General features: G+C 62.1%; 13 protein-coding genes and 1 riboswitch. Of the genes, 3 read left to right on the top strand and 10 right to left on the bottom strand.

What is annotated here, in order from left to right; translation table 11 throughout:
- Positions 1-13 precede the first annotated feature (13 nt).
- Positions 14-415: a VOC family protein gene (locus ACVWZA_RS01425; protein WP_457309371.1), complete on the bottom strand. Its 402-nt coding sequence runs from the start codon at positions 413-415 to the stop codon at positions 14-16.
- A gap of 1,100 nt (positions 416-1,515) precedes the next feature.
- On the opposite strand from ACVWZA_RS01425, the gene ACVWZA_RS01420 reads away from it, so the two are divergent.
- Both ACVWZA_RS01420 and ACVWZA_RS01415 read left to right on the top strand, forming a co-directional pair.
- Entirely contained in the window at positions 1,516-1,770 is a 255-nt protein-coding gene (locus tag ACVWZA_RS01420) for a type II toxin-antitoxin system Phd/YefM family antitoxin (RefSeq protein ID WP_457309370.1), read from the top strand.
- On the top strand, positions 1,767-2,033 hold the full coding sequence (locus tag ACVWZA_RS01415) for a Txe/YoeB family addiction module toxin (RefSeq protein ID WP_457309369.1): 267 nt from the start codon (positions 1,767-1,769) through the stop codon (positions 2,031-2,033). Before ACVWZA_RS01420 ends, ACVWZA_RS01415 begins: the two co-directional genes overlap by 4 nt.
- 63 nt (positions 2,034-2,096) lie before the next feature.
- On the opposite strand, the gene ACVWZA_RS01410 is transcribed toward ACVWZA_RS01415, so the two are convergent.
- Positions 2,097-2,924, bottom strand: a complete 828-nt coding sequence (locus tag ACVWZA_RS01410) for a helix-turn-helix domain-containing protein (protein WP_457309368.1) — start codon at positions 2,922-2,924, stop codon at positions 2,097-2,099.
- A 135-nt stretch (positions 2,925-3,059) separates the two neighbouring features.
- Between ACVWZA_RS01410 and ACVWZA_RS01405 the strand changes: the two genes are divergently transcribed.
- The gene (locus ACVWZA_RS01405; RefSeq protein ID WP_457309367.1) at positions 3,060-3,620 is read left to right on the top strand and encodes a DUF1579 family protein; all 561 of its coding nucleotides are present in this window, start codon (positions 3,060-3,062) and stop codon (positions 3,618-3,620) included.
- Positions 3,621-3,743: 123 nt separating this feature from the next.
- On the opposite strand, the gene thiC is transcribed toward ACVWZA_RS01405, so the two are convergent.
- From thiC to ACVWZA_RS01365, 8 genes are all read right to left on the bottom strand, one after another.
- Positions 3,744-5,654, bottom strand: a complete 1,911-nt coding sequence (gene thiC, locus ACVWZA_RS01400; RefSeq protein WP_457309366.1) for a phosphomethylpyrimidine synthase ThiC — start codon at positions 5,652-5,654, stop codon at positions 3,744-3,746.
- A 43-nt stretch (positions 5,655-5,697) separates the two neighbouring features.
- A riboswitch (TPP riboswitch) is annotated at positions 5,698-5,805 on the bottom strand.
- Between the two features lie 301 nt (positions 5,806-6,106).
- Positions 6,107-7,150: a ferritin-like domain-containing protein gene (locus tag ACVWZA_RS01395; protein ID WP_457309365.1), complete on the bottom strand. Its 1,044-nt coding sequence runs from the start codon at positions 7,148-7,150 to the stop codon at positions 6,107-6,109.
- A 61-nt stretch (positions 7,151-7,211) separates the two neighbouring features.
- A complete protein-coding gene (locus ACVWZA_RS01390; protein ID WP_457309364.1) occupies positions 7,212-8,210 on the bottom strand; it encodes a ferritin-like domain-containing protein in 999 nt (332 codons plus the stop codon).
- A 287-nt stretch (positions 8,211-8,497) separates the two neighbouring features.
- Entirely contained in the window at positions 8,498-9,511 is a 1,014-nt protein-coding gene (locus tag ACVWZA_RS01385; RefSeq protein WP_457309363.1) for a ferritin-like domain-containing protein, read from the bottom strand.
- Between the two features lie 34 nt (positions 9,512-9,545).
- Complete coding sequence (locus ACVWZA_RS01380; protein WP_457309362.1) at positions 9,546-10,511, bottom strand: ferritin-like domain-containing protein; 966 nt, start codon at positions 10,509-10,511, stop codon at positions 9,546-9,548.
- Between the two features lie 234 nt (positions 10,512-10,745).
- Positions 10,746-11,231 (bottom strand): DUF2141 domain-containing protein, encoded by a 486-nt coding sequence (locus ACVWZA_RS01375; protein ID WP_457309361.1) that lies wholly within the window; start codon positions 11,229-11,231, stop codon positions 10,746-10,748.
- On the bottom strand, positions 11,218-11,946 hold the full coding sequence (locus ACVWZA_RS01370) for a sterol desaturase family protein (RefSeq protein WP_457309360.1): 729 nt from the start codon (positions 11,944-11,946) through the stop codon (positions 11,218-11,220). The genes ACVWZA_RS01375 and ACVWZA_RS01370 overlap by 14 nt, the downstream gene beginning before the upstream one ends.
- A gap of 32 nt (positions 11,947-11,978) precedes the next feature.
- Complete coding sequence (locus ACVWZA_RS01365) at positions 11,979-12,584, bottom strand: TetR/AcrR family transcriptional regulator (protein WP_457309359.1); 606 nt, start codon at positions 12,582-12,584, stop codon at positions 11,979-11,981.
- Positions 12,585-12,644: the final 60 nt, after the last annotated feature.

The raw sequence follows: 12,644 nt of genomic DNA, 5'->3' as shown, positions 1-12,644 counted from the left end.
TGCTATCGTTGGATCACCGATCGGCGAACTGCACGAGATCCCATAAATTACCGTAGAGATCCCTGAACACCGCGACCGTCCCATAGTCATAGGTCGCGGAGTCGCGCACCCATTCCACCCCGGCGGCGCTGAACGCGGCATGATCGCGCGCGAAATCGTCGGTGGCGAGGAACAGGAAGACGCGGCCGCCGGCCTGATCGCCGATGAACGGCTCCTGCACCGGCTGCGATGCACGGGCGAGCAGGATAGTGGTCGCATCCTCGGGCGCGCCGGGTGGGCGGATAGTGACCCAGCGCTTGTCCTGCGCGGGTTGATAGGTGTCCTCGACCAGGGTGAAACCGAGCCTGCCGACATAGAAAGCGAGCGCTTCGTCATAATCGCGGACGACCAGGGCGATATGGGCGATATGGGGCATGGCCGATTTCTAGCATGACCATTTGTTCTTTATCAGGCCCGACATGGATTTTTTGGCGGATGGCGCGGGCGACGCGAGCCCCCGGCAAGATCGAATTCCGGTCCGGGCCGCGACCCGAATTGACCCCCGCAGGTGCCGTGACCACAGGCAGCGCAGCACGGTAATGACGCCGATCCCGCTCTGTTGACGGACTATCGCGCGAGGCCAGGCGCGCTGAGGGACACGCCGGAGCGGTAATACCGCTTGACCGGATTTCGCCGGAAGCGGGTAATCGATGCGCAGTCACCGTGGCTTCGGTTCGACACCAGGCGAGCAGGTGCCTTGCCTTCGTGATTTGACGGGCTGAGCCGGATGTGAAGCCTGAGCGGTGCGTTTGCATGCTTGCCGCGATAGCGACGGTCGAGCAGCTTCTGAATCGAGCCGTGCGAATGGGGAGCGGAGAGATATGTTACACCGGATTGTGTCATATTTCGGCGCGAGGCGAATAAGCTACCTCATTGATTTTGCTAATGATTACAGCGCAACTAGTTTTCCCGTGTGTCACCCGAGGGGTGCGGTCAACGTGCGAAGGCGCCAGAAATTGAACGGCATTTCGCCGTGACGCCAAGCGCCACACGAGGAGAACTATCCAATTAAATCATTTTATATCAATGCTATAATAGGGAGCGTTAAAGCCATTCGCGCTCAGGAATGCGAAGCCGGCGTAGCCTGTCGCTGGGAAGCGCAATCAAATTGAATGCATTGCATACAATGTATGCAATGAATGCATTGACTGCATTGATGGTATTTTTTCGGACTGTTGCCGCTTCTCAGTCTCGTTAACCCGTACCCTACAACCAACGCTTTGCCGCGCATCTTGCCGCAAGTCTAAGCATCGGTGAACGAGCAACGCGGCTTCAGCTGTTTGCCTTCCGGTCTGCCGGACAATCCGCCTTTCTCGTTGATTGAGCCTCTCACAGGCCCGGGGCGGCTCAGCGCACGCGAGTCTGGCCATGGCGCTTCGCACACTATCTGAGGAACGGTGACAATGAGTGGACTGTGTCGCCGTAATTCCGTTGCATCTTGTACAGCATTTTGTACAAACCCCTCAGGAGATTTCCATGCACTCACTCAGCTTTTCCGATACTCGCGCGAATTTGAAGGCGGTGATGGACCAGGTGGTTGCCGACAAGGCGCCAATCGCCATTACGCGGCAAAAGGCCGAAGGCGTGGTGATGATCTCGGCGAGCGAATGGGCATCGATCGAGGAGACGCTGTACCTGCTGAGCTCACCAAAGAATGCCGAGCGGCTGCTGGAGGCAGTGCGCGGGCTGGAAACCGGCAAGGGCGAAGAGCATGAGTTGATCGAGCCGTGAAGCTCGTCTTCTGGCCGACGGCCTGGGAAGATTATCTCCACTGGCAAGGCGATGACCGAAAGACGAGCGACCGGCTGAACGCGTTGATCAAGGAATGCATGCGCGACCCGTTTCGCGGCACGGGCAAGCCGGAACCTCTAGCGGGTAATCTCAGCGGCTGGTGGTCGCGACGGATCAACCGCGAGCATCGGCTGGTGTATCGGGTGACGGGCAAGGGTGAGACACAGGCGCTCGAAGTGGCGCAGTGCCGGTATCATTATTGAGGCCCGCAGGAATTGAATGGAGTGTCACTGTAATTTCCACTGTAATTCCCGCCACATCGCGGGTCAGCTCAGTTCCCCGGCCGCTAGCTTCGCGCAAAGCAATGCCGTGGCGTCGTCGATCGGAAACGCGCAGTCGATCCGCAGCTCGTCCAGCGTTATGTCCAGCGGAGCCGCGAATGTGGTGATTGTCTCGAAGAAGCGCAAAGGTCCTGCCGGACTCCTAAAATCGAGAGTGAGAACTGGTTCGGCTTCTACTCCGACACTGCGAAACCGCCACTGTTGGGGCACGCCGGGGTAGGCCAACAACTCCGTCAACAACCGCTGAGCCTGATCGTCCCCAGGGACTGTAGCGATATGATCGTGCAAGCGCCTAAGGAAGCCAGTTGCGACTTCGACCCAGTTCGCAATTACCGGTCGGAACTCTTCCGGGTCGAAAATTTGCCGTAGAAGATTGCTATGCCGGCTCTCACGTCCCTGCATTACAAAACGGTTTACGTTCATAGCGGCGTCATTGGCACCCAGCACGTCAAATTGGCGGTTGAGGACGAAGGCCGGATACGGGTTCTGATGCCGCAGGATCAGATCAACTGCTTCGCGCATGCGATCCAACGCCGGCACGGCGAGATCCATTTCGCCAAATTGCGGCGCGAAGCCCGCAGCAAGGAGCATTGCATTGCGCTCGCGTAAGGGGACCAAAAGCGCATCGGCGAAGCGTCCGACTGCTTCGCGAGACGGCTTGGCCTTCCCTGTTTCCACAAAGCCAAGATGCCTGGCAGACATTCCGCATTCGAATGCCATGTCGATCTGACTCATGCGACGCGCCCGGCGCCATTCACGCAGCAAAACACCGATCGGTGGATAGCGGCCATTGCCCAACGCAGGCTGGATCATCCCGCGCGCCCTCCCATAATTAATGCGGCATCCTCAATATCCAGATCCGCCCACAATATTACAACGACCTGGCAGGTAGTTGAAAAACGCAGGTTGTACTGCGAGGCCTCGATCACGCAATTGGAGAGATGATCTATGAAAACGGCTTATTTGTGCTTTGCGTTGCTCACCACCACCGCAATCGCTGGCCCGGCATGTTCGGCTGATCGCGCAACCGGACTCGACCCCCAGCATCAGGCGCTTGCCGATTTGGCGGGATCGTGGAAGGTCAAGCAATCATTTTGGACCACCGCTGAGACGGCGCCCAAGGTCGATGCGGGAACGGCCTACTTTAGCATGGTTCTCAACCGCCGACATTTACGACAGACCCTTCGTATTGCCGACGGTACGAATTTCGAGGGCTTGGGCTATATCGGCTATGACAACGCTTCCGGCGATTACTTCAGCACATGGATGGATATCAATTTCCCGGGACTTGTGATCGCTCGGGGACAGTTCGATCCGGCATCCAAGGCCTATGTCTTTCGCGGCATCATGACAGCATCGACCCCGGGAGCCAGCGCCATCCCCGTCCGCGAGGTGATGACCATCATTGATGGAAACCACTTCAAGTACGAGTATTTCGAAGTGCATGACGGCAACGAGGCATTGACGGTCCGGTTGGAATATTCGCGCGCGGGCCGCAGGGCGAAATAATGAGACCTGTGCGCGGAGCGTCTCTGCGAGCTAGCTAGCTGGAGCGTCGTGACGTTCAACCCACAATTTGAATCCTGGCCGACCTTTAGCAGAAAGAAGGGGGTTGAAGATTTGGACATCGAGTTACCCTGCCGCCGGCAAGTAAATCTCCCCGCCCTTCTCCTTGAACACCTCGCTCATCTCCGCCATGCCCTTTTCGGCCTCCGCGTGCGTGGTGCCATTCGCGAAGGCCGCGCGGTCGCCGTCCGCTTTCTTCTCCGCATCGCCCGCCGCGATGAACGCATCCGCCGGCTGGTTCTGCTTGGCCGCAAAATCCCGCACCTCCTGGGTGATCTTCATCGAGCAGAATTTCGGGCCGCACATCGAGCAGAAATGCGCGGTCTTGGCGCCTTCGGCGGGCAAGGTCTGGTCGTGATATTGCTCCGCCGTGTCGGGATCGAGGCTGAGGTTGAACTGGTCGCGCCAGCGGAACTCGAAGCGGGCGCGTGACAAGGCGTCGTCGCGCATCTTCGAGGCCGGGTGGCCCTTTGCCAGATCGGCGGCGTGGGCGGCGAGTTTGTAGGTGACCACGCCGACCTTCACATCGTCGCGATCGGGAAGCCCCAGATGTTCCTTCGGCGTGACGTAGCAAAGCATCGCGGTGCCGTACCAGCCGATCATCGCGGCGCCGATGCCGCTGGTGATATGATCGTAACCGGGCGCGATGTCGGTGGTGAGCGGCCCGAGTGTGTAGAAGGGCGCCTCTCCGCAGACCTCGAGCTGCTTGTCCATATTCTCCTTGATCTTGTGCATCGGCACATGGCCGGGGCCTTCGATCATCACCTGAATGTCGCTCTTCCACGCGCGGTGGGTAAGTTCGCCGAGCGTGTAGAGTTCGCTGAACTGTGCTTCGTCATTGGCGTCGGCGATGCTGCCGGGACGCAGGCCGTCGCCGAGCGAATAGGCGATGTCGTACGCCTTCATAATCTCCGTGATCTCGTCGAAGCGTTCGTAGAGGAAGCTTTCCTTGTGGTGCGACAGGCACCATTTCGCCATGATCGATCCGCCGCGGCTGACGATGCCCGTCACGCGCTTTGCGGTCATCGGGATGTAAGCGAGGCGCACGCCGGCATGGATGGTGAAATAATCCACGCCCTGTTCGGCCTGTTCGATCAACGTGTCGCGGAAGATTTCCCAAGTCAGATCCTCGGCCACGCCACCGACCTTTTCCAGCGCCTGGTAGATCGGCACGGTGCCGATCGGCACGGGAGAGTTGCGGATGATCCATTCGCGCGTGTCGTGGATGTTGCGGCCAGTGGACAGGTCCATCACCGTGTCCGCGCCCCAGCGGATCGACCAGACCATCTTGTCGACTTCGTTCGCGACGTTCGATGCGACGGCGCTGTTGCCGATATTGGCGTTGATCTTGACCAGGAAGTTGCGGCCGATCGCCATCGGTTCGGATTCGGGGTGGTTGATATTGTTGGGGATGATCGCGCGGCCGCGCGCGACCTCATCCCGGACGAATTCGGGGGTGACGTAATCGGGGATCGACGCGCCGAAATCCTGGCCGTCGCGGATCAGCGCTTCCTTCATCTGGGCGCGGCCCATATTTTCGCGGATCGCGACATATTCCATTTCGGGCGTGATGATACCGCGCCGGGCGTAATGCATCTGGCTGACATTATGGCCGGCCTTGGCGCGCAGCGGGCGTTTCACCACATTGGGGAATTGCGGCACGCCGGCGGAGCGGTCGGGGCCGGACAGGCCGTTATCCTCGGGACGGGTTTCGCGTGCGTCATATTCCTCGACATCGCCGCGCGCGACGATCCAGTCGCGGCGCAGCTGACCGAGGCCGGCATTGATGTCGATCAGCGCCCTGGGGTCAGTATAGGGGCCGCTGGTGTCATAGACGCGAAGCGGTGGCTCGCTGCACGACGGGTCGAGCATGATCTCACGCATGGCGACGCGCAAATCGCCGACGTGAATCTTGCGGCTGCCGCGAATTGGGCCAGTGGTAACGCCTATTTCGGTACGGGCGGGAATGTCGGCCATGGTGTTCGCTCCAAATGTTCGGAGCGAGGACACGGATTTCGCGAGGCGAATGCCGCTCCCTCCCTCCGCCGGCTTTAACCGGATCAGGTTCGGCGGGTCATGGCATCAGCCATATCTCAGCTACTCTGGCGTAGCCCCCCGGGGATGGCGCCGGTCTAGCAGATTACGGCGGCAAGGGAAGCGCGACTGGTCGGATGGCATCATGGCTCGCGAAGAAGGGGTTCGCGCAGAAGACCCCGAGTTGCCCGCTCATCCTGCACGGGCGCACCGACCCTGAGGACAGAGTCGTTGGCGCAAAGCCATCAGCGCCAACAGCCGCATCGCCGCGTCCTCAGCGGCTCTGCGCGAACCCTCCGACGGCGTCGGTAGTGAAGCAAGTCATCGAAACATGACAAAGAAAAGGCCGCGCGGTCGTTGAACCGCGCGGCCGGGGAGAAACAATCAGCGCGTCGTCAGAACCCGGTCGGGCCCACGCCGTTCGCGCTGCTGGTCTTGATCGTGCCGTTAAGGCCGGCGGGGAAGAAGCCGCCGCCAACCACCGAAGCCTGATTGAGATAGACGATATTGAGCACCTGTCCGACCGAACGCGAATAAGCGAGACCGGTCGCGTCGGCGGGCACGATGTTCGACGTCGTCGCGTCGCCGATAATGCCCTGATCCTTGTCCTCGGCGGTGCCGTCCAGCATGTCGCGCGCATCGGAGATCTTGCCGGCATCGGTGCGCAGGGTCGGCGTGGCGATGCCCTTTTGATACAATACGGTGCGGACCAGGCCGGCATGATAGGCCTCCGCCGCGAGCAGGCCCGCCGCCGCCTCGACATAGGTCTTGCTGGTGATCAGGCGGGCACCGCCCTTATAGGCGGTGACGCCGACATCTTCGAACAGGAAGGCGCCGAGCAGGAACGCCTCGTCACTGGCATAGGGATCGAACGTGGCGGTCGGCCCGATCACCCCGGCCGCGCGAGCGGCCGCAGTGAAGGCGCCGGTCGCGCCACCATCGATGTTGATCGCCGGTTGCGCGACCACCGCCGTGCCCAGCACCGAGCGCAGGAAGGTGACGTGCGCCAGTTCGTCGGCGGCGATTTCCTTGGCATATTGCTGCACCAGCGGATCGGTAAAGGTCACCTGGCGTCCGCCGGTGACGACGCCGGCGGTGCCGTTGCCGGTGATCAACGTGGCGGCAAGACCGGCGCCATTGGCGGCGAATTGATAGAATTGCGCCTCGAGATATTCGAGGTTGAGTGCGAAGTTCAACACATCGGCATCGGTCGCCGTCGGTGTGCCCGTCGAAGTGGCGGTCGGTGTCGGGGTCGGGGTGCCGGTCGCGGTTGGCGTCGGAGTCGGGGTGCTGTCATTGCCACCGCCACAGGCGGCGAGCAGCGAGCTGGCGCCCGCCGCCATGGCAACGCCACTGGCCTGGCGGAGGAACACGCGGCGTTCGGTGCGGCGCAGTTCGCCGGCTTCCAGAACCTTGATCAGTTTTTCGGTATCGGTCATCGGGTCAACTCCCCTGAATTCTGTATGATCGCCTGGGCGGTCGGTCGGATCGGCGGCAAGTCTATGCGCTTGCGCTGGCCGCGCTCGTCTTGATCTTGCCGTTGAGGCCGGCAGGGAAGAACCCACCCGCCGTCGTCGCCGCCGACGTCAGATAGACAATGTTGAGCACCTGGCCGGTCGACCGGCTAAATGCGAGACCGTTGCCGTCGAGCGGCACGATGTTCGACTGAAGCGCCGCACCGGTGCCGGTCGGCGAGATCCCCTGATCGAAATCCCTGGTCGCGCCGGTACCGTCAAGCACATCGCGCGCGTTGGAGATGGCATCGGCACTGGTGCGCAGCGCCGGCGTGTTCAGCCCCTTGGCGTAGAGCACGGTGCGGATGATCGATGCGTGGTACGCCTCGACCGCGAGGATGCCGGCGGCCGCCTCGAGATAATTCTTGTTGATGATCAGCGGTGCCGCGCCCTTGTAGGCGGAGACGCCGACGTCTTCGAAAATAAAGGCGCCGAGCAGGAAATTCTCGTCATTGGCATAAACGTCGAAGCCGGCGCCCGCGCCGACCAGCCCGGCGGCGCGCGCCGCGTTGCTGAACGCGCTGGTCGGGGTGACGCCGATGTCGATCGCAGGCTGCGCAACCGCGGCCGACTCGAGCTGAGCTCGCAGGAAGCGGACATGCGCAATTTCGTCCTGGGCGATTTCCCTGGCATATTGCGCGACCACGGGATCGGTAAAGTTGACCTGGCGTCCGCCGGTGACCGCGCCTTGCGTCCCGGTGCCTTCGGCGCCGCCGGGAGCGAGGTCGGCGTTCGCCAGCCCGGTGCCGAACACCGCATAGCTGTAGAACTGCGCCTCGAGATATTCGAGGTTGAGCGCGAAGTTGAGGACATCGCCGTCGGTGAAGGTCTGTGCCGTGGCGATGCCGCCAAGCGTGATCGCCGAGGCGCCAGCGCCTGCAACCGCCGCCGCGCCGAGTGCTGCCTTGAAGAATTCACGCCGGTCGTTGCGCCGTTCCACACGGGAATCGAACGCCTCGATCAATCGCTCATTTGTGTCGGTCATGGGCACGAACCTTCCCTTTGATTCTTCATACAGGCGCGCTGTGATGGCTGGCGGGTCTTTGGGCAATAGCTGCGATTACATCCGTTACGATGGTCCGGTGTCGCCCCCAAGCATGACGCGACACTGGCTGATCCGATCAACCAGCGCAACCAGATACGATGCCGATCCATTGATTATATGACGTTTTGACCGAGGCCATCCCGCATAAGGGCTTTTGCATCACGCCAAAAAAAGGGCCGCGCGTTCGCACGCGCGGCCAGGTGAGGGTGTATGATGATCGGGAAGGATCAGGGTTGTGCGGTGCTCGTGGCGATGCGGCCGTTGACGCCGCCCGGGAAGAAACCGCCGCCGACCGTCGCCGCCTTAGTCAGATAGACGATGTTGAGCACCGCACCCGGCGTCCGGCTATAGGCCAGGCCGTCGCTGTCGGTCGGCACGATGTTCGATTGCGTCGCGTCGCTCGCGTTGACGATGCCCTGGTCGTCGTCGCTCGCGCCATCGAGGCTGTCGCGCGCATTGGAGATCTGTCCCGCCGCAGTGCGCAGCATCGCGGTATTCATGCCCTTGGCATAAAGCACGGTGCGGATCAGACCGGCATGATAGGCCTCCGCCGCGAGGATGCCGGCGGCCGCCTCGAGATAGACCTTGCTGGTCAAGAGCGGCGACGCGCCCTTGTACGCGGTGACGCCGACATCTTCGAAGATGAACGCACCGAGCAGGAAGTTCTCGTCGCTGGCATAAGGGTTGAACACGCCTGTGGGACCAACCACGCCGGCCGCGCGCGCCGCAGCGGTGAAGGGCCCGTCCGCCGCGCCCGAGATGTCGATGCCAGGTTGCGCGACCGCCGCAGTGCCGAGCGCACTTCGCAGAAAGGTGACATGGGCGATCTCATCGCGGGCGATTTCACGGGCATATTGTTCGACCACCGGATCGGTGAAGGTCACTTTCTGCCCGCCGGTCGCCGCGCCCTGTCGCCCGGTGCCGCCCAGCATCGCCGCCGGAAGGCCGGTGCCGAACGCAGCGTAGGAGTAGAATTGCGCCTCAAGATATTCGAGGTTGAGCGCGAAGTTGAGGATATCGGCATCGCCGATCGCGCCGGTCGCGGTCGGTGACGGCGTCGGCGTCGGTGAGGGCGTCGGCGTCACCATGCCATTGTTGTTGCCGCCGCCGCACGCGGAAAGCAGCGATGTGGCACCCAGCGCGAGCGCGCCGCCGCCGGCATATTGGATGAATTTGCGCCGTTCGTCGCGGCGGCGGTCACTGGCTTCGATGACCTGTAGAAGCGTTTCACTATGTTGCATCGGATATCTCCCTGAAGGACGAGCTGCGCGCGGATCAGTTCGCGGCGCTGGTCCTGATCGTTCCGTTGACGCCGGCGGGGAAAAAGCCCCCCATCGCAGCGGCGGTGTTGGTCAGATAGACGATGTTGAGCACCTGGCCCGTCGTCCGGCTGAACGCGATACCGTTGCCGTCGAGCGGCACGATATTGGATTGCACCAACCCGCCGACGGTTTGCGGGGAGATGCCCTGATCGAGATCCATCGTCCCATCCAGACTGTCGCGGGCGGCGGAGATCGCATCGGCCGAGGTGCGCAGCGACGGCGTCGCGATACCCTTGGCATAAAGCACGGTGCGCACCAGCGAGGCATGGTACGCCTCCACCGCGAGCAATCCGGCGGCGGCCTCGAGATAGGCCTTGTTGCTGATCAACGGCGCCGCGCCCTTATAGGCGGTGACACCGACGTCTTCGAAAATGAACGCGCCGAGCAGGAAATTCTCGTCGGTCGCATAGACGTCGAACGCGGCGCCGGCACCGATCAGTCCGGCGGCACGCGCGGCGTTGCTGAACGCGCTGGTCGGCGTAACGCCGATATCGATCGCCGGCTGAGCCACGGCCGAGGCGCCAAGCTGCGAGCGCAGGAATTCGACATGGGCACGTTCGTCGAGCGCGATCTCCTTGGCATATTGCGCGACCAGCGGATCGGTGAAGGACACCGCCCGACCGCCGGTAACTGCGCCCTGAGTCCCGGTGCCGGTCAGGCTGGTGCCGACAAGCCCGGTGCCGAACACGGCGTAATTGTAGAATTGCGCTTCGAGATATTCGAGATTGAGTGCGAAGTTGAGCACATCGGCATCGGTCACGCTTTGCGCCGTGGCCGTGCCGGCCAGCGTCAGCGCCGAAACCCCCGCACCGGCCACCGCCGCGGCGCCAAACGCCGTTTTGAAGAAATCACGGCGCTCGTTGCGCCGCTCGACCCTGGCGTCGAACGCCTCGATCAGTTGCTGACTAGTCTCGGTCATCGGCATGGGCCTCCCTTTAGATTTGTCGTGCTTTGGGTCGTCGCGCGTCGGCGTAGGATTCGTCTCGCAAGCGTAAGTGTTCGCGCCGAGCGAACGGCACGAGGCAAACCATTGGATCATTTGCGAAAACAGTTACGGCCGCGCCGGTTGTCCGGATGCGCGGCCGATTAAATAAATTTAGGATTTTGTCGGTTCGGTGCCAAAATGCGCCGTCCGCGCATTTCAACAGCTCCTTCAGAGCAGGTACTTCATCCTGATCTGCTGTTCCTCGCTATCACCAGTCAGGGTGAAGCGTGCCGCCGAAAAACGTGGTGGGCCGAAGGCGATCGCCGGATTGCGCGAGAAGCCGAAACCTTCGCGCGGGATGCCGACAAAGGTGTCGAGTTTCTTGTTGCCATTCTCGTCATGGATCACGGCGACCGCATAGTCGCCGCGCGGCAGCCCGGCGAACAGGATCGCCGGCGCATCGGCACGGACCGAGCGGGTCACCGCGCGGGCATCATCGAGGCAAGCGGGGAAATTCTTCGGATCGGCGGTCAGGCAGATGCGGAGCATGCCCTTAGCCGAGCGCAGCCTGGCGATATCGACATGGAGGTCGGCAACCGGCATCGCGCCGGGCAGCAGGCTAACCAGGACCAGGGCGACGCCGATCCGCCGTGCAAATCGCCGGGTGGCGAAGCGGTGTGCAAGTGCGATGGTCTTACCCTTATCGTTTGCCAAAATGTCCAACCCCCCGGTCGGTGCCGCACATCCGGTCCCAGAACCGGAAATAAAGCCCGTAATTGCATCTATACTGCTCATGGTGCCGCTGGTGGTGGCTGGCGGTGATAAGCCAGGCCCCGAGCGACCCCCGCCACATGAAGCGCGGGAAAATCTCCCAGCCCATATGATTGGTGACCCCCATAACGGTCATGATCGTCAACACTAGCCCAAGTGCGGCGACATGGATCGGAATCGCGAAGACCAGTAGCGGAATTACCACAGCGCCGGTCAACGCCTCGTACGGATGGAACGCCATCGCCGCCCAGGCGGTGGGTGGGCGGCTGGCATGATGCACCGCATGGGCGATGCGGAACGGGCGCGGCCGGTGCATCCAGCGATGCGTCCAGTAAAACCAGGTGTCGTGCGCGAAAAGATAGAGCAGTACCGACAGCGGCAGATACCAGAGCGGCCAGGCGTGGAGATCGCCGTAGATCACCGTCCAGCCGCGATTCTGCCAGCCCCAGGCGACGACCCCCGCCGGGATGCCATAGATTGCCGCGGACGCGAGGCTCCATAATATCTCGCGCCGGATCTGCGGATCAAGGCCGGTATAAAGGCCGGGCGAGCGCCAGCGAGTGGCGAGCGCAAAGCCGCCACTGACGATCAGATAGCGCACGCCGACGATCACCGTCATGGCGATGGCGGAGAGCAGTATGGCGAAGAAGACGGTCATGCCGCGCCCTTATAGCCGGCTGAACATATACGTCACGCGATCAGCGCGGCACAGTCCATCGCGATCTGTTCGAGTGCTTCGCGCGGCGCGCCGGCCCGCGCACGGACACTGAGCGAATGAATGACCGAGGCGACGATCCGAGCATCGGCCGCCGGACGCGTGCTGCCGGCCGCAGTGAGCAATTCCTCGATCCGGCGATCCTCCATCGCGAGAAACCTGGCGAGTGCCTCGCGGACTTGAGGGTCAGACGCCGATTCCGTGCTCGCGGTGCTCACCGCGAGGCAGCCCGATGGACCTTTCTCGCCCGACAGATAGCCGTCGATCGTGAACATCAGCATGATTTCGACCAGCGTGCGTACGCCAAGCTGTTGTGCCGCGATCGCGTCGAAACCGCGTTCGGCGCGATCGGAGACTCGCGCCAGCGCCGCGAGATAGATCGCGCGCTTGTCGCCGAACGCCGCATAGAGACTGGGCCGCGCCAGGCCCGTCGCATCGACCAGATCATCGAGCGAGGTCGCAGCATAACCCTGGGTGCGGAAGCGCTCGCTCGCGGCCTTGAGCGCGATCTCGGGATCGAAACCGCGTGGACGACCGCGGGACCGGCCTTTGACACCAGAGTTGACTGGGGATTCAGACAATTATGTACCATTTCGCAAAGAAATCATTGACGCGCTTATATATTATGCGAAATGGTACAG

This window comes from Sphingomonas sp. UYAg733 (assembly GCF_054057355.1).
The sequence above is the reverse complement of the archived record's forward strand: the minus strand, read 5'-3'. Positions and strand labels throughout refer to the sequence as shown.

What these genes read in the sequence shown, in the direction of transcription:
- ACVWZA_RS01370 (WP_457309360.1), bottom strand. Translation starts at nt 11,946, where the DNA reads ATGACCGTCTTCTTCGCCATACTGCTCTCCGCCATCGCCATGACGGTG.
- ACVWZA_RS01385 (WP_457309363.1), bottom strand. Translation starts at nt 9,511, where the DNA reads ATGCAACATAGTGAAACGCTTCTACAGGTCATCGAAGCCAGTGACCGC.
- thiC (WP_457309366.1), bottom strand. Translation starts at nt 5,654, where the DNA reads ATGGCCGACATTCCCGCCCGTACCGAAATAGGCGTTACCACTGGCCCA.
- ACVWZA_RS01395 (WP_457309365.1), bottom strand. Translation starts at nt 7,150, where the DNA reads ATGACCGATACCGAAAAACTGATCAAGGTTCTGGAAGCCGGCGAACTG.
- ACVWZA_RS01410 (WP_457309368.1), bottom strand. Translation starts at nt 2,924, where the DNA reads ATGATCCAGCCTGCGTTGGGCAATGGCCGCTATCCACCGATCGGTGTT.
- ACVWZA_RS01405 (WP_457309367.1), top strand. Translation starts at nt 3,060, where the DNA reads ATGAAAACGGCTTATTTGTGCTTTGCGTTGCTCACCACCACCGCAATC.
- ACVWZA_RS01380 (WP_457309362.1), bottom strand. Translation starts at nt 10,511, where the DNA reads ATGACCGAGACTAGTCAGCAACTGATCGAGGCGTTCGACGCCAGGGTC.
- ACVWZA_RS01425 (WP_457309371.1), bottom strand. Translation starts at nt 415, where the DNA reads ATGCCCCATATCGCCCATATCGCCCTGGTCGTCCGCGATTATGACGAA.
- ACVWZA_RS01390 (WP_457309364.1), bottom strand. Translation starts at nt 8,210, where the DNA reads ATGACCGACACAAATGAGCGATTGATCGAGGCGTTCGATTCCCGTGTG.
- ACVWZA_RS01420 (WP_457309370.1), top strand. Translation starts at nt 1,516, where the DNA reads ATGCACTCACTCAGCTTTTCCGATACTCGCGCGAATTTGAAGGCGGTG.